Genomic DNA, 24,092 nt, shown 5'->3' on the forward strand with positions numbered 1-24,092 from the left:
CCTCGGATCACGCTTTTGTGCAGGTCAACCCAGGTGTTCCATGGGCCGATGATCAGCCAAGCGGCGGTTCGCCCGGGTGACGGGTGGCGTTACCTCTTCCGCGGCGTGATGGTCGGCGACGGCCACCGCCCCGCGGGCAAGGCGCTGCGCGACGCCCAGGACGAAGCCGGTGTCCCGCCCGGCGTCTGGAGGGGCCGGGGCCTGGCCGCGGTCGGCCTCACGGCTGGGGATGTGGTGACCGAGCGGCAGGCCGAACTGCTTCTGGGGGAGGGCCGGCACCCGGACGCCGACCGGATCGAGCGCGAGCGCCTGGCGGAGGGCAAGAGCCCGGCGCAGGCCCGGCGGGCGACGGTGCTGGGCAGGCCCATCGAGCACAACCGGTCGGCGAAGACCGAGAAGGCCAAGGAGCGGCGGCCCTGGCTGGGCATGGACCTCACGTTCCGGCCGTCGCCGACGGCCCACATCGCGTGGGCGCTGATGGATGACGAGACCCGTCGGGTGCTGGAGCTGTGCCAGGACATCTCCGTGGACAAGACGCTGGCGTGGGTGGGGGAGTCGGTCGCGCAGATCCGGTCGGGAAGCGGCGGCAAGCGCCGCAGGCCGATCCGGGACGGCGGGCTGATCGTCGCGGTGTTCCGGCACTACGAGTCCAGAGCTGCCGAGGCGAGGCCGCTGCTTCACGATCATGCGGTGGTGTCGATCCGCGCCCGGCGGCCGGACGACAAGGGAACGTGGGGCAACCTGTCGGCGGACACGCTGCTGTCCCACATCGTCGCGGCCGACACCCTCTACACCCTGTACTTCATGGAGGAGGTGTCCGCCCGGCTCGGGTGGGCGTGGGAGCCCCGCGAGGTGACCCCCGGCCGCCGGCCCGTCATGGAGATCGCGGGCATCGACCAGCGGCTCATCGGCTGGCAGTCGACCCGCCGCCAGCAGATCGAAGACGCGCTGTCCGTCCTGGTGACCGACTACGCAGGGAAGCACGGGCATGCGCCGGGGGAGCGGGCCGGCTACGCGCTGGCCTGCCAGGCCGCCGACCGGACGCGCCCGCCGAAGCGCACGGAGCTGCGGTCGTTGTCCAAGCTGCGCGAGGGATGGCGGGAGTCGGCGGTCGCCGCGTTCGGCGCCGACGTCGTCTCCCGGCTGGCACAGCGGGCGCGGGCGGCAGCCGCGGCGGTGTGGGCGCGGGTGCGGCCGGTGGTCGACATAGTGCTGGCCGCCGTCGACGTCGTCGCCGTGGTGTACGTGATGCGCGGCGCGTTCAAACGACACCACCTGCTCGCCGAAGCCCGCCGCCACCTCTCCTACGTCCTGCGCGGCCGACCCCACCAGGCGGGCCTGGATGAACAGATCGTGCAGACGGCCGTCGACGACTACACCCGCCCCGTCGGCCGGGGCCGGATGATGACCGCCGACCTGCGCGCCCTGTACCCGCGCGACACGGAGGACCAGGCCGTGCTGCGCCCGCTGACCCGCAAGCGGAACGCTCCCCTCTACGAGCGGGCCCGCCTGGCAGCCGGAGCGCTGACCGCCCGGGTCCACGCGGTGCGCCGCTCGGACCGCCTGGGCTCCCGTGCCCGCCCGCACACCGTCGCCGTGCCCGGCGCCTCGAGGTCTCGCCCGCATCCGTCGCGCACGGACCGGAAGGCCGGCCGGGGCCAGGAGCAGAAGCAGGGGACCGACGTTGCCGCGCTGGAGCAGACCCGCCGGACGATCGAGGCCGCCGCCAAGATGGCCGCCAAGCTCCAGGACGGCATCCGGGAGCGCGCCGTCGCCCCCGGCCCCGCGCCACAGCCCGCCCCGGCGCCGTCCCCGCCGTCACACACCCAGCAGCCCGGCGTGCAGCAGACGCCGGGCCGGACACCCACTGGAGGAATCGCATGACCACACCGGAGAACCCGGAGATCCCGGGACCCAAGGACGCCCTCGCCCGAGCCCGCGCAGCCCACAAAGAGATGGCCGCCGCGCTCGACGAGGACCAGGAGCCCGAGCCCGATGAGCCCCTGGGGTGGCAGCCGGTCTGGAAGCGGCCCCGGACACCGAAGTCGAAGGCGGCGAAGAAGGAGGAGCTGCGCAAGCAGCGGCGGCGGCTCCAGGACGCCGGACGCCGCCGCCTCGCGGCCGGGGAGTCGCGCCGGCCCCGTTCCCGGCAGAGCCGGATCGGCAACGCCGCCGCGCGCCGCGATGCCCGCGCCCTGTCCCGGGTGCGGCACTCCAGTGCCTGGCTGTGGTGACGATGCCGGGCATCGTCCACCGAGTGGAACCCACGATGTTCAGCATCCAGTGGACGATGCCCGGCATCGGATGCAGAACATCGGGTGGACTCCATCGAGTGGAGAGTGGAGCCCACCCGATGGAGTCCACCGGGTGGGCTCCACTCCCGTGCGCACCACGATGTTCCGCGCACCCGTGCGCACCTCCCGACGATGCCCGGCACTCGATGTTCCGCACCGCACCGTGCGCATCACGATGTCTGGCATCCGATGTTCCGCACCTCACGCGCGCACCTCCCGGATCGTGCGCACCGGCTGTTCGCCTACCCCTTGTCCAGCTCCGGGCGGCCGACCGCCTACCCCTTGTCCAGGTCTGGGCAGCCGACCCGGCCACCCCTTGTCCAGGTCTGGGCGGCCGCACGTCTCTCCTTGACCAGGTTCGCTACCGGAGCGTTTCCCCTAGTCAGAGCCGGTCCCGGCCGCCGATCAGGTCGCGGACAAGGGGGTGTGTGATATAGGAGTCCGCCCCGCCTGCGGACGGCGAACGGTGACGTGGTGCGCGCACTCGATACACGCGGCGCGCGGGGCGCACCGCACCTTCCGGGAGGTGCGCGCACTGGATGCGCGCGGCGCGGTCCACGGTGCGCATCGTGCGCGCGCCTCCCGCCGGTGGTGCGGTGCTCCGTGCGCACCACCGGCGGGCTCGGTGCGCACTACACGCCGGTGGTGCGCTCCGCGGGCGCGCCGGCCGGTGCGGGGTGCGCAGCGAGGGCCTGGCCGAAGCCGACGGCCTCCAGGTGGCGCAGGACTTCGGCGACGGTTTCACCGTGCTCTTCCTGGGTGAGGAGCTGCCTGACGAAGGCGATGACCGCGTGGGCGACGCCCTCCGCCGAGTCCGGCCCGGCCTGCGCCCAGTCGCGCAGGGTGTCCACGAAGACCCGCCCGAGGGCCTCCAGGGCGAAGGAGTCGTCTACGGGTTCCGGGTCGGTGCCGTGCATCACGCGGATCGCGGTGACCGGGACGATGATCCGCTGCGCGACGTCCGGGAGCAGTGCGGACATCCGCGGATCGGCGTCGGCGAATCCGGCAGCCGCTTCGGTGTCGCCGGCCTCTATGGCCCGCAGGTAGCGGAAGGCGCTGAGCACCGCGTCCGGGGTCATCGGGGCGAGCGGCGCGGTGGGGTTGTGGAACATGGACGGCTCCTCATCGACGGGCCGCCTCGCTGATCGCGGCGGCCTCAAGATCGATTCTTAAAGTGGAGCCCTGTGGACAGAGGACGGTGCTCGGGAGGGAGGAGTCTCCCTCCCCCGCCGGGCCCGGCCAGCCCGGGGCGCGGATGTGGTGCCGGTCACGGACAAATCAGCCGGGGCGAGGCGTTTCTCGGACATAGAAGACGCCGGTGGGCCGGGGTGATCAGACAGCGGACAAGGGGGGCTTCCTCACGGTGGCCACTGGGTTGTGCGCAGCGGCGCGCGACCTGGTCCAGCTCACCGACCCGGCCGCCGGCCGGAGAACCGAGGATCCGATGCCCGCTCTCACTCCGCCCGCACAGCCTGACCCGGAGCCGCGTTCGACCTGGACAAGGGGTGCTGAGCGCCCTTCGGGCGGCCTGGAATCCAGTGCCGCGTCCAGTGCCGTGAACGATTCCAACGTCGTGCCCATTACCGCAGCTCACACCGCCCGTAAGGGGGCCTCCCGGCATGCTGACGCCTCTCTAACTTCACCTGAGACACCGGCGAAGGGGAAGAGGTCTACTCCCACAGCCGGGAAGGTGAGGGCTGATGCATTGAGGTTGCTGGGGTGTGTGCGGATAGCGACGGTGCGGCAGATGGCTGAGGTGATCACAAAGGAGGAGTCGGATGGCCGGTCGTACGTGCGCAGGGCGATGAAGGAGTTGGCGGAGCTCGGGCTGGCGGAGACGAACGGCAAGGTGGGCAAAGAGCAGATCTGGAACCTGACACCGGCGGGGCAGAAGGCTCTGGCTGAAGGCAATGAGCTGCCGCTGCGTCCGAAGGCCGGCACCGGAGCGAAGGCCGTTCGAGCCGGGTTCGGTCCTCACGCTGTCGCGGTGACGGAGATGATCCTCGCCTACACCGACACGGTCCTGTCCGGAGACCGTGAGTGCCTGACCGACTGGCAGGTGGAGGTGAACCACGCCATCAAGGAGACCGGCCTCAGCTTCAACACCGACGCCGTCCTCGCCGTGCCGACCAGGACCAGCGAGGTGCGCCTCTTCGAGCTCGACAACGGCACCATGTCCCAGGCCCGCCTCGCGAAGGAGGTCTGGGACTACGAGCGCTACGCCGGGCACCGCGCCTGGGAAGGAGCCCGCGGCACCAACGGGAGCACGTACCCGTTCTGGCAGCGCTACCGCTACACCCGCTCCGAGCGCTTCCCGCTGCTGTATGTCGTCCTGGCGGGGAAGGAGGAGCACCTGCTCGACAACCGCCGCCAGGCGCTCACCGCCGACGTGAAGGGCATCACCGTCGCGGTGTGGGTGAACACCCTGCCCCGGCTGAAGCGCGGTGAGCCCTGGTACGAGATCGGCGTCGACGACCCGGACAGGCGCCGCCGGCGCTACCCCGAACCGGTCGGCCGCTGACGGGAGCGGGCGAGCCCGCTGTGCGGCCGGGAGCCGCGGCCGGGAGCCGCCAGGCCGCACAGCGGGACGGATCCCGAAGTCACCGCGCCGCTGGGCGGGACGGCGTGGCCGGGGCGACGGTATGCGCCCCGGCCACGGCGTAGACAGCTCTCCTGAGCGTCATCAACCGGAGGGAAGCCATGAGGCGCAGCAAGCAGGAGAACGCAGACGTACAGCCCGGGTTTGGCGACATGGGAGACCTGTGGCACGCCCTGACGCGCCTTCGCGCGGCGCACCCCGAACCGGTCGGCCGCCTCATACCGTTCGAGTCGCCGGAGGCGCTGCTGTCCGTCACCCATCCCTACGACACTCTTTTCACGGCGCGGGTGGAGATGTCCGGGGCAGAGACGTTGGGCCACGTCCACGACCTCATCCACACCGTGACACGCGGCATCGCCATCGGCACGGATGACATCGACGATTCAGGCTTCGCGCTGGAGATCCGAATCAGCAAGCGGCACGAACTGGCGCTGCACACCGGCCACGTCGACGGCCTCACCCGGCTCCTGCTCCACGCCCTTGGCACCATCGGCGCCCGCAGCACGCCCGGGGGCGGCCGGTGCTTCCACTGCGACGGGACCGGGCTCGCCCGCCCCCTGTGGGAGACGGCGGCCGGGCACGCCTGAGCGGGGACCCGGGCAAGCCGCCCCGAACGGCGGCTTGCCCACCCCGCCCCCGCGCGCTCAGGTGGTGCTCGCGTGGCCGGACGTCCCGGCCGGGCTCGCGAGGGAGGCACCGGTGAAGACCTTCACGACGGGGGAGACGGTCGTTCGGCGCGACGTACACCGCTCCGGGCGGGTGTGGAGCGAGCAGGCTCTACGGGTTATCGCCGACACGGGCGAGGCGCTGGTGACCGCGTGCGCGCCGGGGGCGGAGGCCCGCTGGCCTGCCCTGTATGCCAAGGCCCGCGCGGAGGGCGACCGCTCGGTGCGTACTGAGGCGTTCGACGCGATGGCGACGGGGGAGTGGGAGCTCGCACCGGGGCGGTGGCAGGAGACCGAGCTGCTGCTGTGGAAGCCGCCGACGGGGTGGTTCAGCGTCAACGCCTTCTTCGTCCCCGACGGCACGGGGCGCCGGCTGCGCAACTGGTACGTCAACTTCGAGCATCCCACCCGCCGCACCGAGACCGGGTTCGACACCTTCGACCTGACCCTCGACCTCGTCATCGACCCCGACCTCACCACCTGGCAGTGGAAGGACCTGGACGAGTACGCCCACGTACGACGGCTCGGCATCGTCACCGACGCCGAGCGCCAGGAGGTGGAGCTCGCCCGCGGCCAGGTCCTCGCGATGCTCGCCGATCGGACCGGGGTGTTCGCCGATGCTGAGACATGGGCGGCCTGGAGCTGGGGCGCATCTTGGCTGTCACCCCGCCTGCCCACCTAAACAAGCCCTCGCCGGACCTGGGCAAGCCGTCTTGAGCGGGGGCGTGCCCAGCCGCTCTCTGCCTGGGCTTCCCGGCCGCCTCGGGGGTGTCGGTGACGCTGTGCATACTGCTGGGCATGACGCCTCCGCTCCCCATACGCATGCACCTGATGATCACCTTTCTGATGGCGACGTTCGGGACGTTCGGCGGGGCCACGCTCGGCCTCGTGGTGTCCGGCCGGCTCCTGGCCCTCGTCTTCGCCGGAGCCGGCGGCCTTGGCGCGGGAATCTGGGCACTGCTCTCCCGCCGTCAGACCGTCAACTTCTTCCAGGCGCTGCTCCGGCCCGCCCGGGAGGTTGCGCCGGTCGACGGCCACGCGGAAGGTCTGGCCGACATGGCGGTCGCCAGCCTGAGCATGTACCAGGCCGCGATGTTCCCCCTCGCCCCGGGCGGGGTGAGTGACGAGGAGCGCAAGGCACGCCGGGAGGTGGCCTACCGGCTCTCCGCCTACGAGGGAATGCCCCACCAGGTCCAGGTGTCGGCTGCCGCCGCGTTGGAAGCCATCGACCAGGGACAGGACGCCGACCAGGCCGCGGCCGCGATGAGCGAACTGCGCATCGCGGTCTACGACAACCGTGGCGGCCGGTAGACCCAGGACGGGGCCGGGCAAGCCGTCCCGTCGGGGAGGCTTGCCCAGGGTTCCCGTCTGCGGGGCAGGCGACGGGGCGGGCTTCACGCCAGGAACGCTCCCGGCAGGGTCAGCGCCGGTAGCGCCAGTGCTGGTGAACCTTCAGAACCTCGTAGCTCCACGCGGTGTGCTGCCGGGTGCCCGCCGGACTCGACCAGCCGAGCTGTTCGGCTACGGCCGGGAAGCGGGGGTGCATCTGGCGGTCTCCGACCGTGACAAGCGCGGACAGGAGAGGCTCTCCCTTCTGGCCGTCTTCGTCGACCAGCCACAGGATCACGCACTGATCGTCGGCGTGGAGTCGGGGCAGGCCCGGCAGACGCTTGTGGACCTGGGGCCAGGTGGTGGAGGCGCCCGAGCGGGCGGTCTGCTCCAGCAGCGGCCGCAGTTCGGTCGCGATCTCCCACAGCCGACCGGTCTCCAAGAGCGCCGGCTCCGACCTGCGAGAGGGACGGGCTCCCACGATCGGGGCCGGGGGTGCCGGGGCCTTGGGCGGAGCGAGGGGAAGGCGAGGTGCCGTGGGCGGCATGGCCTTCCGGCCCGACGACCGGACAACGGAGTCGTTCGCTCGGGCTGCGCCCGGCCGGGCCCCGGGCACGGCGGCGACCGCCTGATTCGGCCGGGACACGACGGCCCTCGGGGGCGCCGCGGCTGCCTGGCGCCGCTCCTCCTCCTGCCAACGCCGGGAGCCCAGGATCTCCTTGTAGTCCTGCAGTTGCGCCCGCTGCTCCCTGGTCTCGCTCGGTGGAGCGCCGGCCGCCTGGTGCCACGCCAGGGCGTACAGGCCGGCGGCGTCCGCGACCGCGTGCTGGTCGATGGCCCGCTTCAGTTCGGTCAGGGTGTGATTCAGCGTGCGGCGGACCGTGGCGATCTCCATCGCCGTCCTCGGGGCGGGGCCCGTGGTCCGGCGACGGAAGTCCGTCTGCCACGCTGAACCGCCACTGAGCCGCACCCGGTTGTTCGCCAAGCCCATTCCTCCCCCGAGCTGCACAACAGATCCCCAAACGGTCGGGCACACGGCAGCCGAGACGCAAGAGGGCGGCAGGCCAAGAACGCCGTACGGCCTGCTTCTCGCAGCACGGAGCCTTGACCGCCAGTACCTCCCCGGCCGCCCCCGCGTGACCGCCCGGCGGGACTGCGATCCGCCCGGGAGGGTTGCACCGAGCGGCGGCTGAACCGTTGGCTGGACGGTTGCTTCCAGCGAACAGCACAACGGCCTCCAGGACGTCGGCGGAAACGGTTCTCGCCCCTTGCCGAGTCCGGGAGGCCGCCAGACAGCAGCGGCACCTGATGTGTTCCGAGTGAGTACGGGGGCTCTTCTGTTCAGGGTGAGCCATCAGTTGCCTGGCGTGTTAATCACCGCCCGCCCATCGCGGGGGAAAGCGTCCCTGACAGAGGTCGATATGACCTCTACGCTGCCGCGCATGGCACGCACATGGACAAGACTCCACGAACACCTCGGATGCCCGCCCGGTCCTCTCACCTTCGACATGGTCCGCAAGGCCGCGGCGGACAACCTGGAGGAGTCCGACGACCTGGACTGGAAGGAGATGCTTCCCCAGCAGCCCCGGGACGGCCGGTGGAACGAGTTCGCCAAGGATGTCGCCGCCATGGCCAACACCCGTGGCGGGCTGATCATCTTCGGCGTCCAGGACAAGACGACCGTCCTGGTGGGCATCGACCCCGACGAGGTCAACCGGCAGCAGTACGCCCAGTGGATCCGCAACCACGTCCAGCCCTACCTGCCGGACCTGGACATATTCGAGCTGACCGACGGGACGAAGACCGTCCTGGTCGTCGATGTGCCAGCTAGCGAGATGGCACCGCACTTCGTGTACGGCGGCGCAGCACGCGACAAGGAACAGCAGGCCGCGGTCGTCCCCTACCGGGACAACGACCACACCGCCTGGATGGCAGAGCACCAGATCGAGCGGGCCTACAGCGACCGCTTCGCCCGCGTCGGCCGGGCAGAGGAAGAACTCCAGCGCCACATCGACTTCACCAACCAGACCATCACCGCGCATGCCTACGTGCCTTCGGCATGGTTCATCGCGGTCTCCCGGCCGCAACGGCCCCTGCCTCGCGGTGCCTACACGATGAGCCGGGATCAGGCACGGGAGGTTCTGGAGGCCGCCAAGACGCGAGCCCGCGTTCTGCATGCGAGAGAGTCGGTGCCAGGTCCCCTGGTCGGGATGGGACCGGACACCCGACTCAACCCGCGCCCCGGCCTTCGCCGCTGGGTGTGCAACAACCGAATCAGCAAGCGGCACGAACTGGCGCTGCACACCGGCCACGTCGACGGCCTCACCCGGCTCCTGCTCCACGCCCTTGGCACCATCGGCGCCCGCAGCACGCCCGGGGGCGGCCGGTGCTTCCACTGCGACGGGACCGGGCTCGCCCGCCCCCTGTGGGAGACGGCGGCCGGGCACGCCTGAGCGGGGACCCGGGCAAGCCGCCCCGAACGGCGGCTTGCCCACCCCGCCCCCGCGCGCTCAGGTGGTGCTCGCGTGGCCGGACGTCCCGGCCGGGCTCGCGAGGGAGGCACCGGTGAAGACCTTCACGACGGGGGAGACGGTCGTTCGGCGCGACGTACACCGCTCCGGGCGGGTGTGGAGCGAGCAGGCTCTACGGGTTATCGCCGACACGGGCGAGGCGCTGGTGACCGCGTGCGCGCCGGGGGCGGAGGCCCGCTGGCCTGCCCTGTATGCCAAGGCCCGCGCGGAGGGCGACCGCTCGGTGCGTACTGAGGCGTTCGACGCGATGGCGACGGGGGAGTGGGAGCTCGCACCGGGGCGGTGGCAGGAGACCGAGCTGCTGCTGTGGAAGCCGCCGACGGGGTGGTTCAGCGTCAACGCCTTCTTCGTCCCCGACGGCACGGGGCGCCGGCTGCGCAACTGGTACGTCAACTTCGAGCATCCCACCCGCCGCACCGAGACCGGGTTCGACACCTTCGACCTGACCCTCGACCTCGTCATCGACCCCGACCTCACCACCTGGCAGTGGAAGGACCTGGACGAGTACGCCCACGTACGACGGCTCGGCATCGTCACCGACGCCGAGCGCCAGGAGGTGGAGCTCGCCCGCGGCCAGGTCCTCGCGATGCTCGCCGATCGGACCGGGGTGTTCGCCGATGCTGAGACATGGGCGGCCTGGAGCTGGGGCGCATCTTGGCTGTCACCCCGCCTGCCCACCTAAACAAGCCCTCGCCGGACCTGGGCAAGCCGTCTTGAGCGGGGGCGTGCCCAGCCGCTCTCTGCCTGGGCTTCCCGGCCGCCTCGGGGGTGTCGGTGACGCTGTGCATACTGCTGGGCATGACGCCTCCGCTCCCCATACGCATGCACCTGATGATCACCTTTCTGATGGCGACGTTCGGGACGTTCGGCGGGGCCACGCTCGGCCTCGTGGTGTCCGGCCGGCTCCTGGCCCTCGTCTTCGCCGGAGCCGGCGGCCTTGGCGCGGGAATCTGGGCACTGCTCTCCCGCCGTCAGACCGTCAACTTCTTCCAGGCGCTGCTCCGGCCCGCCCGGGAGGTTGCGCCGGTCGACGGCCACGCGGAAGGTCTGGCCGACATGGCGGTCGCCAGCCTGAGCATGTACCAGGCCGCGATGTTCCCCCTCGCCCCGGGCGGGGTGAGTGACGAGGAGCGCAAGGCACGCCGGGAGGTGGCCTACCGGCTCTCCGCCTACGAGGGAATGCCCCACCAGGTCCAGGTGTCGGCTGCCGCCGCGTTGGAAGCCATCGACCAGGGACAGGACGCCGACCAGGCCGCGGCCGCGATGAGCGAACTGCGCATCGCGGTCTACGACAACCGTGGCGGCCGGTAGACCCAGGACGGGGCCGGGCAAGCCGTCCCGTCGGGGAGGCTTGCCCAGGGTTCCCGTCTGCGGGGCAGGCGACGGGGCGGGCTTCACGCCAGGAACGCTCCCGGCAGGGTCAGCGCCGGTAGCGCCAGTGCTGGTGAACCTTCAGAACCTCGTAGCTCCACGCGGTGTGCTGCCGGGTGCCCGCCGGACTCGACCAGCCGAGCTGTTCGGCTACGGCCGGGAAGCGGGGGTGCATCTGGCGGTCTCCGACCGTGACAAGCGCGGACAGGAGAGGCTCTCCCTTCTGGCCGTCTTCGTCGACCAGCCACAGGATCACGCACTGATCGTCGGCGTGGAGTCGGGGCAGGCCCGGCAGACGCTTGTGGACCTGGGGCCAGGTGGTGGAGGCGCCCGAGCGGGCGGTCTGCTCCAGCAGCGGCCGCAGTTCGGTCGCGATCTCCCACAGCCGACCGGTCTCCAAGAGCGCCGGCTCCGACCTGCGAGAGGGACGGGCTCCCACGATCGGGGCCGGGGGTGCCGGGGCCTTGGGCGGAGCGAGGGGAAGGCGAGGTGCCGTGGGCGGCATGGCCTTCCGGCCCGACGACCGGACAACGGAGTCGTTCGCTCGGGCTGCGCCCGGCCGGGCCCCGGGCACGGCGGCGACCGCCTGATTCGGCCGGGACACGACGGCCCTCGGGGGCGCCGCGGCTGCCTGGCGCCGCTCCTCCTCCTGCCAACGCCGGGAGCCCAGGATCTCCTTGTAGTCCTGCAGTTGCGCCCGCTGCTCCCTGGTCTCGCTCGGTGGAGCGCCGGCCGCCTGGTGCCACGCCAGGGCGTACAGGCCGGCGGCGTCCGCGACCGCGTGCTGGTCGATGGCCCGCTTCAGTTCGGTCAGGGTGTGATTCAGCGTGCGGCGGACCGTGGCGATCTCCATCGCCGTCCTCGGGGCGGGGCCCGTGGTCCGGCGACGGAAGTCCGTCTGCCACGCTGAACCGCCACTGAGCCGCACCCGGTTGTTCGCCAAGCCCATTCCTCCCCCGAGCTGCACAACAGATCCCCAAACGGTCGGGCACACGGCAGCCGAGACGCAAGAGGGCGGCAGGCCAAGAACGCCGTACGGCCTGCTTCTCGCAGCACGGAGCCTTGACCGCCAGTACCTCCCCGGCCGCCCCCGCGTGACCGCCCGGCGGGACTGCGATCCGCCCGGGAGGGTTGCACCGAGCGGCGGCTGAACCGTTGGCTGGACGGTTGCTTCCAGCGAACAGCACAACGGCCTCCAGGACGTCGGCGGAAACGGTTCTCGCCCCTTGCCGAGTCCGGGAGGCCGCCAGACAGCAGCGGCACCTGATGTGTTCCGAGTGAGTACGGGGGCTCTTCTGTTCAGGGTGAGCCATCAGTTGCCTGGCGTGTTAATCACCGCCCGCCCATCGCGGGGGAAAGCGTCCCTGACAGAGGTCGATATGACCTCTACGCTGCCGCGCATGGCACGCACATGGACAAGACTCCACGAACACCTCGGATGCCCGCCCGGTCCTCTCACCTTCGACATGGTCCGCAAGGCCGCGGCGGACAACCTGGAGGAGTCCGACGACCTGGACTGGAAGGAGATGCTTCCCCAGCAGCCCCGGGACGGCCGGTGGAACGAGTTCGCCAAGGATGTCGCCGCCATGGCCAACACCCGTGGCGGGCTGATCATCTTCGGCGTCCAGGACAAGACGACCGTCCTGGTGGGCATCGACCCCGACGAGGTCAACCGGCAGCAGTACGCCCAGTGGATCCGCAACCACGTCCAGCCCTACCTGCCGGACCTGGACATATTCGAGCTGACCGACGGGACGAAGACCGTCCTGGTCGTCGATGTGCCAGCTAGCGAGATGGCACCGCACTTCGTGTACGGCGGCGCAGCACGCGACAAGGAACAGCAGGCCGCGGTCGTCCCCTACCGGGACAACGACCACACCGCCTGGATGGCAGAGCACCAGATCGAGCGGGCCTACAGCGACCGCTTCGCCCGCGTCGGCCGGGCAGAGGAAGAACTCCAGCGCCACATCGACTTCACCAACCAGACCATCACCGCGCATGCCTACGTGCCTTCGGCATGGTTCATCGCGGTCTCCCGGCCGCAACGGCCCCTGCCTCGCGGTGCCTACACGATGAGCCGGGATCAGGCACGGGAGGTTCTGGAGGCCGCCAAGACGCGAGCCCGCGTTCTGCATGCGAGAGAGTCGGTGCCAGGTCCCCTGGTCGGGATGGGACCGGACACCCGACTCAACCCGCGCCCCGGCCTTCGCCGCTGGGTGTGCAACAACCTCGGATCGCCCATCAACCGGGAGATCATCACCGAGCTGCACTACGACGGCACCGTGGTGATGGCCGCCAACCTGTCCTTCATCCGCGAGATGGGCGCGGAGCTCCCAAGGCAAGACGACGTCCTCCGCGTATCCGAGCGCTTGGTGACGGCATGCTGCTACGACTTCATCGCCACCGCGCAGGAGCACCAGAGAAAGCTGCGCCTGGACAGCACGCTGCAACTGACTGCGTCGATCATCTCCCCGGACAAACCCAGAGCCATGACGCCCCTCACCTCCACCTGGGGAGACGGGCCGGAGACCGAGCCGCTGTACGCCCGCCGTCCCCACCACATCCAACCCGCACACACCGTGCTCTCCCCTGCGGCGGCGGATGACGAAGGACGCAGCAGCGCCGACGAACTGTGCACGGACCTGATGAACCAGTTTGGGCTGTAGCCGAAGAGGACGCTCCGCGTTTCATACGCTCAGGACATGACGATGACGCCGCAAGAGTTCGAGGATCAGAAGGAGACCCTGGAGCTGATCAACAGCGAACTCGCGGCGCGTCTGGCGCGGCAGTCGGAGTCGGGCGCGAAGGTGGACACCAAGGCGGTCTTCCTGGTGGGGTTCGCGGCGACAGCCGCTCAGTTCCTGGCCTCCCGGAACTTCGAGCCGTTCACCGGCGCCGCGGCCTTCGTGGCATACGCGGTTGCCATCGGCTTCGGCATCTCGGTCTTCAACCTTGCCGCGTACGAGGACATCAAGCCGCGGGATGTGCTGGACACCTACGGGCGCTCACCGAAGGGCGCGACCCTGGGGGAACTTGCCGGAACGAGGGTGGGCATGTTCGAGAAGAACGACGCCCTGCACCAGCGGAAGACGAGACGCTGGACGGTCACTCTGGCCGCTGTCGCCGCCGGGATCTTCCTCTCGACTGTCAGTCTCGTGCTGCACACTGACGGCCATGACAAACGCACAGAACCAGGGGAACCCGCCCCCTCCTCCCCCTCCTCCTCCTCCTCCTCCTCCTCCTCCTCCTCCTCCTCCTCCTCCTCCCAGCCTCGCTGACTCCCTCGCCAATCCGGCCCTCGTGGGTACGGAGAAGAGGAACGAAGACAAGCCCCCGAGCAACAGGGCGGCCATCAGGGGCCAGACCATCGAACGCCGCTGACCCGAACCGCGAGAATGCGGCCCTCGCCTGTGTGGCGAGACAGCGCGAGACCCCGGGAATCAACCATGACATCCCGGGGTCCCTGTGCACTTCACTTGACCGTCAGTTCAACGACCAACCACATGCTGTGTAACGACCAACCGCATCCTGTGTCACGCCCAGTCGACGCCCAGCTTCCGCAGGGCGTCGAGCTGTTCCTGGGTGAGCTTGTTCCGCCTCGATTTGGTGTTGGAGATCCAGACGCCGAGTTTCACGGTCACGGGCTCTGTCTCGCCGTCGACCGCGATCGTCTCGCTGTGGCCGCGCGGCACCGGCCGGTCCGGGCCTTCCCGCTCCACCCACTGTGCGAGGGCCGCCACGCCCCGCTGGAACGCCTGCTGCGCCTTGCTCGGACCTTTCGTCGTACGCGGGGCGGCCGGGGCAGCAGGCGCCGCCTCAGCGGGCTCCACGCCCAGCGTGGTCAGCCGCTCCTGCTGCTCGGTCGACAGCTGCGCCCAGGTGCCCGGCTGCTTCTGCCGCTCCAGCCATCGACCGATGTCGTCGCCGTCCATCAGCACGCCGGGCTGGATCTCGGGCAGTACGCCGTCGGCGTCGAGCAGGTCTGCGAGGACGCGGTGGTGGCGCTGCCAGTCCAGGGGCCAGGGGCAGTCCCAGTCCGGGTCGATCGCGGTGAGCTGCGCCGCGCGCTCGGTCGCCCGCTCGGGGTCTTTGCCCAGGCCGTTCTTCTGGCCCTTGCGGCGGAGGTTGGCCATGTGCTGGCCGACGGGCACCATCGCCTCGCCCTCGCCCCACACGGCGTCCTGGCGGGGCGCGAGGTGTCCGGTGGCCCGCCGGTAGGACCGGAGCGCGGCGAGCTTGTTCTCCCACGCTTCCTCGTCGGGTTCCCAGACCATTCCGGCCTCCGGCGCGTCCAGCAGCTCCTTGCGCCGCGGCTCCAGTTCCCCGGCACGTAGCGCCTTCCGCTGCTGGTGGACCCACCGTCCGAGTGGGAAGTCCTTCGTGACGCCGACCTCGGTCTCCACGTCATACGGGACGGCGTGCAGGCCGGTGATCTCGTTCTCCGCCCGCCAGCGGATGAGGGCCTGGTAGCCCTCCAGCCACACCAGGGACTCGGGCCGGTAGACGCGGGTGCGCAGGAACGCCGCGATGGTCGCGGCGTCCCTGGGGGAGGAGAAGTGCAGCAGCGCGGACTCCACCGCAGCCTGCGTGTCGTCCTCCTCGTCCTGGTCGACGTCCTCGCCCTCACCTTCGGTCCCGACGACCCGCCCGTTCTCGTCGCGCTTCACGTGCACCGGCCGCTCCTTGCTGCGCGTCAGGGCACGGGACGCCAGCTGCTCCACGAGGCGTTCATCGTGCGAGCGCAGGCCATTCAGCACGGCTACGAGGGGTGCAAACGATGCGGAGGCGACCATGTCGTCGGGGTCTTCGCCGGGCTCCAGGAATACCGGCACGATGATGCGGGCGACCTTCGTGGTGCCGTCTGGGTTGGGCCGGAGCGCCCGGCCGATGTTCTGGACGATCTCGACGGTGGAGCCGCGGGTGTCGGCGAAGCAGATCGCTTCGACACCTCGCTCGCCGACGATGTCGACGCCTTCGCCGAGGACGCGTACGGACGCGAGGAAGGCCCGGTGGACCCGCTTGTTGTGCTCGTTGATGCCGTTGGCGAACTGCCGCAGGACTTCGCGCCGCTCGGACACGAGGTGCTCGCCACACAGCCACTTCGCCCAGACTCGGTCCGCAGGCACGTGGCGGCCGGCCTCCAGCTCGTAGAGCTTCGCGTCGATCGACGACTTGGGAAGCTTCTCCGCGTCGGCCAGGGCCTTGTCGGAGGCCTCGGTGGCGTAGAGCTCGGCTGCGGTGTGGGGCAGCTTCTCCGCGAAGGCTGCGGCCTCTTCGACGCGCTGGTGGAAGGTCATGACTGTACGGAGATTGTTCGCTGCGGCGTGCTCCAGGAGGGCGGTCTGCAGGAGGGCGAGTCGCCGGCCCCGCAGCGCCTCTTCGGAGAGTCCCAGGATCGGCTCGGGGTCCCGGATTTCGAGGACGTCGATCTCGAACCCGGCGAGGACTCCGCGCTCGATGCTCTCCGAGAGCCCGAGCTCGAAAATCCATTCGCCGTAGGTTCCGTCCGGGTCGGAGAGCATGCTCGCGATCTCCAGCTCCTGGCCGTCCTTGCCTTTCTGCGGGCGGGGGGCGGCGAGGATGCGGGGGGTGGCGGTGAGGTAGAGCCGGAAGTCGGCGCGGATGCGGTTGTTGTCGTGGATCGCCGCCCAGGGCCTGCCAAGATCACCGGTGGTTCCGTGCGCTTCATCAACCACCGCGAGGCCGAACGGGGCCATCGACTGGCCGTACAAGCGCTCGCCGCCCGCCATGGCGGTCTCCAGCGGCCCGCGGACCTTCCGCAGGCCCCACGGGTCGTCCGGGTCCTCGCGGTCCACGAGGGAGGCGTACGTGGCGAACACGATGACCGGCCCCTGCCCGGCCCACAGGGCGAGCTGGATCGGGTTCGTGGTCGTCCGCACTCCGAGCTGCGCCAGGACCGCGTCCTTCTCCAGCGAGCACACGGCGACCATCGGCGCCCTGTGGCCGACCCGGCGCCACGCCTGGGTGGTCTGCACGAGCAGGTCCAGGGTCGGGACCATGACGAGGATCCGCCCGCCCCGGAAGTTCTCCAGCGCGGCCGAAGCGGCCGTGATCGTCTTGCCGGAACCGGTCGCTGACACGACGGTGGCACGGAGTCCTTGGGCGGGCACAGACGCTCTTGCAGGGAATCCCACCCAATTACGGATACACGTATTCGTATCCACCTGGTGTTCTCGAAGGCTGATCACCTCAGGCTCCTTGCGGGTCGACGGCTGCCGGCCGGGGTGCGGCCGTCGTGGGGTTGAGTGCTGCCGGGGCTGTCAGTTGCTTGCGGCGTCTGCGCAATTCGCGCTGGGCTTGGGCGCGGGCGCATTCGCGGGTGCAGTACTTGATGCCGCTGGTGCGGTGCTGGCCGTACTCGGCGCGGCCCCTCTGGCGGACGAAGGGGCGCTGGCAGGTTTCGTTGGCGCACTGGCGTACGGTCGCGCCTTCCGCCATGTGGTTGTAGAGCTGGAGGAAGGCCACCGAGTAGATGGTCGGGTAGCGGTCGGTGAGGCTGCCGATGCCGATACTGAACGGCTGCAGGGCTTTTTGTATCGCGTTCTTGAGCTGACTCAGCCGCTCCCAGAGCAGCAACTCCCGCAGGACCTTGAAGTTTTCGGGCCATCCGTCACCGCGGTGGGCGTTGTCGGCCTGCAGCTGCGCGAGCCTTGTTTCGGTGACCTCGGGATCGATGAGCTCATCGAGACCCCCTTCGCGGCAGCAGGCCAGCCAGGTCGTGATGGCCTCCTGGGCTTCCCGGAGGTAGATCTTGAACAGGTCGCGGTGCACACCGAATCCGCCTTTGTGCTGGTACTGGCGCTCCGCCAGCTCTTGGAGTGCGTCCTGTTCCTCAATGCTCCAGTTGACGTCGTCGAGGCCGCTGCCGAACTCGCAGAACATCCCGTAGCTTCCGATCCAGCCGGCCAGGGTCGACAGGTCGTCGGGGTCGAGCTCAAGCAGTTCGCGCAGGTAGAAGTCGTCGGGGAGTGCTGTCGTCGCCGGTACAGCCGACGGGCGGCCGATGTCCCAGACGATCCAGTCGCCGTCGACGCGGACCCCCGCGACAGGGGCCAACTGCGGTGCCGGGACCGGAGAGCCGGGCCAGAGCGTGGGACGAAACCGTGGGTCAACGTATGCCGCCATGACAGCATCCTAGCCTCTACCGTAGTAGCACGAAGAGACATCGCTTCGTACTACTCACCGGATCGTCGGGAGCAGGCCAAGGGGGAGCAGTGCCGCACTGGTCGGACCGTAAGGAAGTAGGAGACCGGCACGAACAGCGGGTCGCGCAAGCCCTGCGGGATAGAGGGTGGACCGTCCAGCCCTGCGGGCAAGGCACCTACCCCACCGCCATCCAGGACGCTCTGCGCCACACCCGCTCCGCCCTGCGGCAGTTCCCCGACCTGATCGCCGCCCGCGGAGCCGAACTGGTCACCATCGATGCCAAAGACCGCATGCCCAGCACCCACAGCGACCGCTACGCCATCAGCGCCGCCACCGTGACCGCCGGCCTGCTCTTCACCGCCGCCCACGCACCCACCCCGCTGTACTACGTCCTCGGCGACCTGAAGATCCTCACTCCTGTCGAAGTCCTTCACTACGCCGTTCACGCTCTCCGTCATCGAAGCGGCGCCTCGCGGGTTCTGGAGTGAGGTTCGCAGGGCGCCGCGTAGGTTCTGCGCCGGGAGGGATCCTCATGGCGGATGTGCTGACGTGGACGATCGAACGGCGGCTTGAGTTGGCGAAACGTGCCGAGCCGCTGCGCAAGGAGCTGGACGAACTCGACACGGAGGTCGCCCGGTTGGAGGCTGCCGAGGTGGTGTTCGGGCAGTGGGTCGAGGCCGCCGATGGTGGACGGCGACCGCCGGGCATCGTGTCACCGGAGCCGGAGCCGGAGCCGGAGCCGGCCGCTGTGACGGTGGGTCCGGGTGCGGGCGGGATGCGGGTGGTGCCGGACCGCGTCGAGGGGATGGGACGGGAGGTCCTGACCTCGGAATATCGGCGGGTCATGGAGATCGTGGCCGGGGCGGACGGTCCGGTGACGGCCAAGGACGTCGCCCTCGGGCTGGGCCGGGAGGCGACCCCGGCGAAGATCGAGCCGGTCCGGGGCCGGCTGCGCAAACTGGCCGACCGGGGCTGGCTCTCGCGCACCGCGTCCGGGCGCTACCTGCCACGCTGACCGGTGACGCCGTCAGCCGGACGGGCCGGTTTATGCCGTAACGCGAAGACCCCCGGCGGGAGTTGGTAAGTGTGTGACCAAAAACCAGCCCGCCGAGGGCCCTGAGGATGTTGTCTACCAGGTTCGTCTCCCGCTGTCGAAGCGGACCATCGATCTCGTCGCCGGCCTGATACGCCAACGCCGCAACCGGATGCGCTCTGTCTGGCGCAAGGCCGAACCTGGTAAGCAGGCCCTCATCGTGCTCGCCGTACTCCGTCACGACCAGCGCCTGGCCGACATGGCCGACGGCAACCAGGTCGGCGAGTCCACCGTCCGCCGCTGGGTGAAAGAAGTCGTCGAGCTGCTGGCCGCCCGCGCCCACGCCTGGACCGCGCGTTGAAGAAGATCGCCGGCAGCGGCGGGGTCGTGGTCCTCCTGGACGGCACCCTGATCCGCACCCACCGCCGCACCGGAAAGGACGACCGGAAGAACTACTCCGGCAAACATAAGGCCCATGGCCTGCTGTTTCTCGCGCTCACCGACGAGAAGGGCAACCTGATCTGGATCTCCGCGGCCAAGCCTGGCCGGTCCAGCGAGATCACCACCGCCCGCCACAGCAAGATCACCGGACATCTGAGGGAGGCCGGCCTCGGCGCCTTGGCCGACCTTGGCTTCGTCGGCCTGGACGACAAGCCCGAAGACGACCCGGTGATCATCACTGGCCGCAAGGCCACCCGCAATCACCAGCTGACGGCCGCCGAGAAGGAAGCGAACCGCCTGGTCAGCCGCGAACGCGCCGCCAACGAACACGGCTTCGCGAACCTCAAGTCATGGCGGATCCTGACCAAACTCCGCACGGACACCCGGCAGGCGACCACGCTCCTGCGGGCCCTGCTCGTCCTGGCTAACAGCGAAGTACAGCGCTGACGGGGCAGGCGGATGATCTCGCCCCAACGATCACCCCGCCTGCCAGCGCGAGGACCTCACCGGAACATCACACTAGACCAACTGACCTGCGGAAACGAGCTTGGCGGAGCCTCAGTGAGAGCGTGTCAGTCACGGTTGAGCGGGAGAACGGTGTTTGCGCACGTTGTCGATCCGTGGCCGCGGCGTGCCACTGACACGGCGGTGATACTTCGCGAATTCTTGGCTGTCGTTGGGCGGTATATCCCCAGCTGGCTCGCTGCCATGGAGGCGGCACATCGCACTGGTGGTCCGCGGCTTCGGCTCCCAGTCGTACGCCGACGTCGTTCACGACCGTGTCACCGCCGACCCTCGCGACGGGGTTCTTCTTGTGGTTGGTGATTTCGATTGCTCGGGTGAGGACATCGAGCGGGGCTGGGTGGTGCGTACGGGATGTTGGAGCCGGACGGAGCGTGTCCTGCTGACCTACGACCAGGTCCGCGCCTACGAGCTGCCCGCGACCGAGGCAAGCAGGGCGATCCGAGGTGGCCGGCTTTCGCCCGCCGCTACGACTTCGACCCCCGCCGACCGGTGCAGTGGGAGGTGGAGGCCCTGGAGCCAGCCGAACTCCAGCGCCTCGTCCTCGCCGCCGTCGGCCCGTACATCGACCGCGACATCCTCGCCCAGCAGGTCGCCCGCGAAAAAGAGCAACGCCGCGCCCTCACCGCCTTCCTGGAGGGTTGGGGCGGGGTGAGCAGGGGAGCGCCGTCGTAGCGGACACTTGGCTTCGGCTGACCCGACGATATTGGGGCCAGACAGGATCATCCTGCCCGGACTCGCGATGGACTATTGCGAGATCGCATCGTGCGTGTTCTCGCGCCGGCGTCTGAGACTTCGATGCCCGGTGCGTCGTGGCAGACGATCACCGCCGCTGGTTGCTCCTCCCCCACTCGGTGAGATCAGCGTGGGCCTTCTGGGCGCGGGCGAGTTGGCCTCTGAAGGCGCCGGCGGCGAGTAGCGGCCAGGTGTCGGTGAGCTCCGCTTCGATGGTGCTGGCGATCCCGTCGTTGTCGTAGCCCCAGATGCTGCCGAGGATGAACTCTCCGGCCCAGGGATAGGCGCGGTAGTCGTTCTCGTTGTCGGTGTCCATGGCGATCATGGAGGCGAGGAACTCGAATCGGGCGCACGCTTCGAGATACGCGCTGTCGCTGGGCTCCAGGATTCGGAAGGGCTCACGCAGCGTGTTCTTCAGCCAGTTGCTCTGGGGATACAGCAGCCTGCCCCCGTTTCCGGACGGGTTCAGGACGTGCATGTTCTCGATCTCAAGCACGTGGTTGGGGTTGAGGTACCAGGCCGGCCTCTGGCGGGGGTGCCCGGAGTGGGGGATGGCCCACTCCGGGCGCGACAATGCGCTGGCGAGGAGCCCTTCGCGGTGGCCGAGGATGGCAGCGATGCCGATTGTCCAGGTGGCCAGCAGTGCCGGGAGGTGACGCAGTATCTCGAGGTGCTCGTGGAAGGGTCCCGGTGTGGTGTCGCGCAGGCGGACGAGGCGCTCGACGGCGCGCTCCCATACGTGGTCGTGGGTGCCATTGTCGTGGAAGACGCCGGTGGCCAGCAGGTGCAGCAGGGTGTCGCTGTCGGCCCTGTAGTTCAAGGCATTGGAGCTGAAAGTGTCGGGTCCCGGAGAGGAGAAGGTCAGCGGCATGTGCTCGGGCGTGCTGCGGTCGGTGATCTGCGTGACGGCTTGGTCGAGGAGGTCGAACAGCTCGATGCGACGCAAGGGGTCAGGCAGTGTGGACGATCACGTAATTCCCCGGGCTCAGCGTCACGTAATTCCCCAGGTCCTGGCCTCGTCCATGTCTACTTGATCGAGGGCTTGTTTGTCTTGTCGGTGACGCCTGCGCGGGGCCGCTTGTTGGGGCGGTAGCTGGGACCGTTCATGATCACCTGATGGCTGGTGTTGATGAGCCGGTCCAGGAGGGACTCGGCGACGACGGGGTTGGGGAAGAGCGGATACCAGTCGCTCGGCGCCCTGTTGCTGGTCAGGATCAGCGACCGGCCCTGCCGCTCGGAGACCAGCTCGTAGAGGTCGTCGGCCTGGGCCGCGGTCAGCTGGCGCATCGCGAAGTCGTCCAGGATGAGCACGTCGGGCCGTACCAGTTCGCGCAGTCGGCGGTCCCAGGTGCGGTCCGCGTGGCCGCCGGCCAGGTCGGCCAGAACCCGGCTGGTCTTGGCGAAGCGGACGTTGGCGCCCTGGCGGATCGCCATATGTCCGAGTGCCTGGGCGACGTGTGTCTTCCCAACGCCGACCGGCCCGAACAAAATTACGGACTCGCCGGTGTGCAGCCAGCGCAGTGCCGCAAGGTCGCGGACCTGGGCCGCGGGTATCTTCGGGGAGGCCGCGAAGTCGAACTCCTCCAAGGTGACCTGCTGCTCGAACTTCGCCCGGGTCAGGCGCCGTTGGAAGGCGACGGTCTCCCGGCGGGTGATCTCGTCCTGGCAGAGGATCTGGAGGAACTCCAGGTGGCCGAGCTCGCCGCCGTGGGCCTGCGAGAGGCGGGCGTCGAGAGTTTCCAGCATGCCCGAGAGCTTCAGCGCGCGAAGCGCGTCCCGCAGGGCGGTGTCCATGATGCTCATCACGCCACTCCTTCTTCGTGACGGTGGTCATCACGGTCGTCGTTCGTCATGTCGGGGGGTGTCGCGGTCGCGAAGAGCCGCTGAGGTCCGTGCAGGAAGGCGGCGGCTCCGCCATCGCCGGAGGATTCGGGGGCCGGCTCGGTCTCGGTGCCGGCGACGAGGATGCCCTTGATCGTGCGATAGGACGGGTCGCCGACCAGGGTCGCCTTGGCGCAGGCGGCCTCCAGCCTGCCCTCGCCGTACTTCTTGCGCAGGCCGAGGATCCCCTGGGCGGCGCGGAGCCGATAGAGCGCGTTGACCTCCAGCAGCCCATCGACCACCTCGCGGCAGGCCGTGCCGACCTGCGCGGACTGGGTCCGGCACCAGGTCGGGGTCCGCATGTGGAAAGCGATCTTCTCCGGCGGGTAGTCGCTGGCATGGGTGCGCTTGCCCTGCTCAAGTGCCCCGTGGGTCTTGACCAGTTCGCCGTCGTGGAAGACCTGCACGAAGGTCGCGGTCGAGCGGACGTCGACCCGCTTGCCCATCAGTTTCCACGGCACCGAGTAGAGGGTGCGGCCGGCCTTGATGTGAATGTCCGGGCCGACGGTGGCCGTCGACCACTTCGCGAGCACGAACGGGGTCTTCGGCAGCGGCAGCAGCGTGGACGCCTCGACGGCCTCGAAAACCGAGGCCGGGGCGGCCCCGCCCAGCGGGCGGCACTGCCGCTGACCGGCGACTTCGGTGCACCACCGGATGGCCTCGGCCTGCATCTGCTCGAGCGAGAAGAACTCCCGGCCCCGCCACCAGGAATCACGTATATAGGGCATAGGGCGCTCGACGCGCGGTTTATCTTTTGGCTTCAGAGCGCGGGCTGGATCTACCAACGCACCGTAATGGGCCGCGAGTTCGGCATACGCTTTGTTGATTTTAGGGTCGTAGAGGTCGGGCTTGTCCACCCCGGTCTTCAGGTTGTCGGGCACCAGCCGCTGCGGGACGCCGCCGAAGAATCTGAAGGCTTCGACGTGGGATTCGGTCCAGGAGTGCTGGTCCAGGTGGATCACCGGGCGGACGAACATGTGCCGCGAGCACGGCAGCACCATCACGAACGCCCAGATCCGGTGCCGCTTCCCGCTCCGCGGGTTGATCCACTGGCCAAGGAAGCCGTAGTCGATCTGAGCCTCCAGCCCCGGCTCGATCTCGTCGCGCAGGACCGTGACCTGAGAGCGACGGGTCTCCTCGGGCAGCGTCGCCGATATCCACCGCCGAAGCGACGACACCGAAACCACCAACTCGTTCTCGTCCCGCAGCCGTTGGTGGATCGTGGCGACGGTCACCGTCCCCAGCAGGCTCTTGATGTAATCACGGTGCTTGTCGATCTCGGGCCAGGTCACCTGCCGCAACCGGGCATCGGCGAGCTCGGGGAACCAGCCCTTGATCAGAGAGGCCCAGTCCTCCGCGGCCATCGCCGCCCCGCCCGGGGCCATCCCGGCGGCCTCCGCCGGGGCCAGGTACTTCCTGATCGTCTTGCGGTCCAGTCCCAGCGACGCGGCCAGCTCGCTCTTGGAGCGGCCCGCGTACCAGTGGACATAGATCTCGGTCACATCGACCACGTTGAACGTTCTC

24 protein-coding genes are annotated in these 24,092 nt (G+C 69.6%); 16 read left to right on the forward strand and 8 right to left on the reverse strand.

What is annotated here, in order from left to right; genetic code table 11:
* The first annotated feature begins 48 nt into the window (after nucleotides 1–48).
* Nucleotides 49–1,884, forward strand: a complete 1,836-nt coding sequence (gene mobF, locus ACU6WZ_RS28840) for a MobF family relaxase (protein WP_447034450.1) — start codon at nucleotides 49–51, stop codon at nucleotides 1,882–1,884.
* Nucleotides 1,881–2,234: a hypothetical protein gene (locus ACU6WZ_RS28845; RefSeq protein ID WP_447034451.1), complete on the forward strand. Its 354-nt coding sequence runs from the start codon at nucleotides 1,881–1,883 to the stop codon at nucleotides 2,232–2,234. Before mobF ends, ACU6WZ_RS28845 begins: the two co-directional genes overlap by 4 nt.
* A 692-nt stretch (nucleotides 2,235–2,926) precedes the next feature.
* Here ACU6WZ_RS28845 and ACU6WZ_RS28850 read toward each other — a convergent pair.
* A complete protein-coding gene (locus ACU6WZ_RS28850; RefSeq protein WP_447034453.1) occupies nucleotides 2,927–3,406 on the reverse strand; it encodes a hypothetical protein in 480 nt (159 codons plus the stop codon).
* Nucleotides 3,407–3,738: 332 nt separating this feature from the next.
* On the opposite strand from ACU6WZ_RS28850, the gene ACU6WZ_RS28855 reads away from it, so the two are divergent.
* The 4 genes from ACU6WZ_RS28855 to ACU6WZ_RS28870 all read left to right on the forward strand — a co-directional run bounded on the left by ACU6WZ_RS28855 (nucleotide 3,739) and on the right by ACU6WZ_RS28870 (nucleotide 6,869).
* Nucleotides 3,739–4,815, forward strand: a complete 1,077-nt coding sequence (locus ACU6WZ_RS28855; RefSeq protein WP_447034528.1) for a replication-relaxation family protein — start codon at nucleotides 3,739–3,741, stop codon at nucleotides 4,813–4,815.
* A 179-nt stretch (nucleotides 4,816–4,994) separates the two neighbouring features.
* The gene (locus tag ACU6WZ_RS28860; protein WP_447034455.1) at nucleotides 4,995–5,480 is read left to right on the forward strand and encodes a hypothetical protein; all 486 of its coding nucleotides are present in this window, start codon (nucleotides 4,995–4,997) and stop codon (nucleotides 5,478–5,480) included.
* Nucleotides 5,481–5,592: 112 nt separating this feature from the next.
* Nucleotides 5,593–6,240, forward strand: a complete 648-nt coding sequence (locus ACU6WZ_RS28865) for a ribonuclease FAU-1 family protein (RefSeq protein ID WP_447034457.1) — start codon at nucleotides 5,593–5,595, stop codon at nucleotides 6,238–6,240.
* A gap of 116 nt (nucleotides 6,241–6,356) precedes the next feature.
* Nucleotides 6,357–6,869, forward strand: coding sequence for a hypothetical protein (locus tag ACU6WZ_RS28870; protein ID WP_447034459.1), 513 nt, complete (start codon nucleotides 6,357–6,359; stop codon nucleotides 6,867–6,869).
* A gap of 109 nt (nucleotides 6,870–6,978) precedes the next feature.
* On the opposite strand, the gene ACU6WZ_RS28875 is transcribed toward ACU6WZ_RS28870, so the two are convergent.
* On the reverse strand, nucleotides 6,979–7,782 hold the full coding sequence (locus ACU6WZ_RS28875) for a hypothetical protein (protein WP_447034461.1): 804 nt from the start codon (nucleotides 7,780–7,782) through the stop codon (nucleotides 6,979–6,981).
* 613 nt (nucleotides 7,783–8,395) lie between these two features.
* On the opposite strand from ACU6WZ_RS28875, the gene ACU6WZ_RS28880 reads away from it, so the two are divergent.
* The 3 genes from ACU6WZ_RS28880 to ACU6WZ_RS28890 all read left to right on the forward strand — a co-directional run bounded on the left by ACU6WZ_RS28880 (nucleotide 8,396) and on the right by ACU6WZ_RS28890 (nucleotide 10,729).
* Nucleotides 8,396–9,340: an AlbA family DNA-binding domain-containing protein gene (locus ACU6WZ_RS28880; protein ID WP_447034463.1), complete on the forward strand. Its 945-nt coding sequence runs from the start codon at nucleotides 8,396–8,398 to the stop codon at nucleotides 9,338–9,340.
* A 112-nt stretch (nucleotides 9,341–9,452) separates the two neighbouring features.
* Complete coding sequence (locus ACU6WZ_RS28885) at nucleotides 9,453–10,100, forward strand: ribonuclease FAU-1 family protein (protein WP_447034457.1); 648 nt, start codon at nucleotides 9,453–9,455, stop codon at nucleotides 10,098–10,100.
* A 116-nt stretch (nucleotides 10,101–10,216) separates the two neighbouring features.
* Nucleotides 10,217–10,729 carry a hypothetical protein gene (locus tag ACU6WZ_RS28890; protein ID WP_447034459.1) on the forward strand — a complete coding sequence of 171 codons (513 nt, stop codon included), beginning with the start codon at nucleotides 10,217–10,219 and terminating at the stop codon, nucleotides 10,727–10,729.
* A 109-nt stretch (nucleotides 10,730–10,838) separates the two neighbouring features.
* Here the strand turns inward: ACU6WZ_RS28890 and ACU6WZ_RS28895 are convergent, their stop codons facing one another.
* Nucleotides 10,839–11,642 (reverse strand): hypothetical protein, encoded by an 804-nt coding sequence (locus tag ACU6WZ_RS28895; RefSeq protein WP_447034461.1) that lies wholly within the window; start codon nucleotides 11,640–11,642, stop codon nucleotides 10,839–10,841.
* A gap of 613 nt (nucleotides 11,643–12,255) precedes the next feature.
* Between ACU6WZ_RS28895 and ACU6WZ_RS28900 the strand changes: the two genes are divergently transcribed.
* Both ACU6WZ_RS28900 and ACU6WZ_RS28905 read left to right on the forward strand, forming a co-directional pair.
* Nucleotides 12,256–13,455 (forward strand): AlbA family DNA-binding domain-containing protein, encoded by a 1,200-nt coding sequence (locus ACU6WZ_RS28900; RefSeq protein ID WP_447034465.1) that lies wholly within the window; start codon nucleotides 12,256–12,258, stop codon nucleotides 13,453–13,455.
* 36 nt (nucleotides 13,456–13,491) lie between these two features.
* Entirely contained in the window at nucleotides 13,492–14,067 is a 576-nt protein-coding gene (locus ACU6WZ_RS28905) for a hypothetical protein (RefSeq protein WP_447034467.1), read from the forward strand.
* Nucleotides 14,068–14,322: 255 nt separating this feature from the next.
* Here the strand turns inward: ACU6WZ_RS28905 and ACU6WZ_RS28910 are convergent, their stop codons facing one another.
* A complete protein-coding gene (locus ACU6WZ_RS28910) occupies nucleotides 14,323–16,998 on the reverse strand; it encodes a helicase associated domain-containing protein (protein ID WP_447034469.1) in 2,676 nt (891 codons plus the stop codon).
* Between the two features lies 1 nt (nucleotide 16,999).
* On the reverse strand, nucleotides 17,000–17,935 hold the full coding sequence (locus ACU6WZ_RS28915) for a hypothetical protein (protein ID WP_447034471.1): 936 nt from the start codon (nucleotides 17,933–17,935) through the stop codon (nucleotides 17,000–17,002).
* Between the two features lie 89 nt (nucleotides 17,936–18,024).
* Here ACU6WZ_RS28915 and ACU6WZ_RS28920 point away from each other — a divergent pair, with 89 nt between their 5' ends.
* The 5 genes from ACU6WZ_RS28920 (at nucleotide 18,025) to ACU6WZ_RS28940 (ending at nucleotide 20,627) form a co-directional block, all read left to right on the forward strand.
* Complete coding sequence (locus ACU6WZ_RS28920; protein WP_447034473.1) at nucleotides 18,025–18,444, forward strand: hypothetical protein; 420 nt, start codon at nucleotides 18,025–18,027, stop codon at nucleotides 18,442–18,444.
* Nucleotides 18,445–18,488: 44 nt separating this feature from the next.
* Nucleotides 18,489–18,971, forward strand: coding sequence for a hypothetical protein (locus ACU6WZ_RS28925; protein ID WP_447034475.1), 483 nt, complete (start codon nucleotides 18,489–18,491; stop codon nucleotides 18,969–18,971).
* A gap of 73 nt (nucleotides 18,972–19,044) precedes the next feature.
* The gene (locus tag ACU6WZ_RS28930) at nucleotides 19,045–19,350 is read left to right on the forward strand and encodes a helix-turn-helix domain-containing protein (RefSeq protein ID WP_447034477.1); all 306 of its coding nucleotides are present in this window, start codon (nucleotides 19,045–19,047) and stop codon (nucleotides 19,348–19,350) included.
* Nucleotides 19,347–19,877: a transposase family protein gene (locus tag ACU6WZ_RS28935; protein WP_447034478.1), complete on the forward strand. Its 531-nt coding sequence runs from the start codon at nucleotides 19,347–19,349 to the stop codon at nucleotides 19,875–19,877. The genes ACU6WZ_RS28930 and ACU6WZ_RS28935 overlap by 4 nt, the downstream gene beginning before the upstream one ends.
* A 429-nt stretch (nucleotides 19,878–20,306) precedes the next feature.
* Nucleotides 20,307–20,627, forward strand: a complete 321-nt coding sequence (locus tag ACU6WZ_RS28940; protein WP_447034480.1) for a hypothetical protein — start codon at nucleotides 20,307–20,309, stop codon at nucleotides 20,625–20,627.
* A gap of 148 nt (nucleotides 20,628–20,775) precedes the next feature.
* Here the strand turns inward: ACU6WZ_RS28940 and ACU6WZ_RS28945 are convergent, their stop codons facing one another.
* The 3 genes from ACU6WZ_RS28945 to istA form a co-directional block, all read right to left on the reverse strand.
* The gene (locus tag ACU6WZ_RS28945; RefSeq protein WP_447034481.1) at nucleotides 20,776–21,633 is read right to left on the reverse strand and encodes a hypothetical protein; all 858 of its coding nucleotides are present in this window, start codon (nucleotides 21,631–21,633) and stop codon (nucleotides 20,776–20,778) included.
* An 80-nt stretch (nucleotides 21,634–21,713) separates the two neighbouring features.
* Nucleotides 21,714–22,490, reverse strand: coding sequence for an IS21-like element helper ATPase IstB (gene istB / locus ACU6WZ_RS28950; protein WP_447028588.1), 777 nt, complete (start codon nucleotides 22,488–22,490; stop codon nucleotides 21,714–21,716).
* Nucleotides 22,490–24,079: an IS21 family transposase gene (gene istA / locus ACU6WZ_RS28955; protein WP_447033763.1), complete on the reverse strand. Its 1,590-nt coding sequence runs from the start codon at nucleotides 24,077–24,079 to the stop codon at nucleotides 22,490–22,492. The genes istB and istA overlap by 1 nt, the downstream gene beginning before the upstream one ends.
* Between the last annotated feature and the right edge of the window lie 13 nt (nucleotides 24,080–24,092).

It is taken from the genome of Streptomyces hypolithicus, from assembly GCF_052934925.1.

Excerpts from the sequence above, each read along its gene's own strand:
- mobF (WP_447034450.1), top strand. The coding sequence starts at position 49 with ATGATCAGCCAAGCGGCGGTTCGCCCGGGTGACGGGTGGCGTTACCTC.
- ACU6WZ_RS28845 (WP_447034451.1), top strand. The coding sequence starts at position 1,881 with ATGACCACACCGGAGAACCCGGAGATCCCGGGACCCAAGGACGCCCTC.
- ACU6WZ_RS28850 (WP_447034453.1), bottom strand. The coding sequence starts at position 3,406 with ATGTTCCACAACCCCACCGCGCCGCTCGCCCCGATGACCCCGGACGCG.
- ACU6WZ_RS28855 (WP_447034528.1), top strand. The coding sequence starts at position 3,739 with ATGCCCGCTCTCACTCCGCCCGCACAGCCTGACCCGGAGCCGCGTTCG.
- ACU6WZ_RS28860 (WP_447034455.1), top strand. The coding sequence starts at position 4,995 with ATGAGGCGCAGCAAGCAGGAGAACGCAGACGTACAGCCCGGGTTTGGC.
- ACU6WZ_RS28870 (WP_447034459.1), top strand. The coding sequence starts at position 6,357 with ATGACGCCTCCGCTCCCCATACGCATGCACCTGATGATCACCTTTCTG.
- ACU6WZ_RS28875 (WP_447034461.1), bottom strand. The coding sequence starts at position 7,782 with ATGGAGATCGCCACGGTCCGCCGCACGCTGAATCACACCCTGACCGAA.
- ACU6WZ_RS28880 (WP_447034463.1), top strand. The coding sequence starts at position 8,396 with ATGGTCCGCAAGGCCGCGGCGGACAACCTGGAGGAGTCCGACGACCTG.
- ACU6WZ_RS28890 (WP_447034459.1), top strand. The coding sequence starts at position 10,217 with ATGACGCCTCCGCTCCCCATACGCATGCACCTGATGATCACCTTTCTG.
- ACU6WZ_RS28895 (WP_447034461.1), bottom strand. The coding sequence starts at position 11,642 with ATGGAGATCGCCACGGTCCGCCGCACGCTGAATCACACCCTGACCGAA.
- ACU6WZ_RS28900 (WP_447034465.1), top strand. The coding sequence starts at position 12,256 with ATGGTCCGCAAGGCCGCGGCGGACAACCTGGAGGAGTCCGACGACCTG.
- ACU6WZ_RS28905 (WP_447034467.1), top strand. The coding sequence starts at position 13,492 with ATGACGATGACGCCGCAAGAGTTCGAGGATCAGAAGGAGACCCTGGAG.
- ACU6WZ_RS28915 (WP_447034471.1), bottom strand. The coding sequence starts at position 17,935 with ATGGCGGCATACGTTGACCCACGGTTTCGTCCCACGCTCTGGCCCGGC.
- ACU6WZ_RS28925 (WP_447034475.1), top strand. The coding sequence starts at position 18,489 with ATGGCGGATGTGCTGACGTGGACGATCGAACGGCGGCTTGAGTTGGCG.
- ACU6WZ_RS28940 (WP_447034480.1), top strand. The coding sequence starts at position 20,307 with ATGTTGGAGCCGGACGGAGCGTGTCCTGCTGACCTACGACCAGGTCCG.
- istB (WP_447028588.1), bottom strand. The coding sequence starts at position 22,490 with ATGAGCATCATGGACACCGCCCTGCGGGACGCGCTTCGCGCGCTGAAG.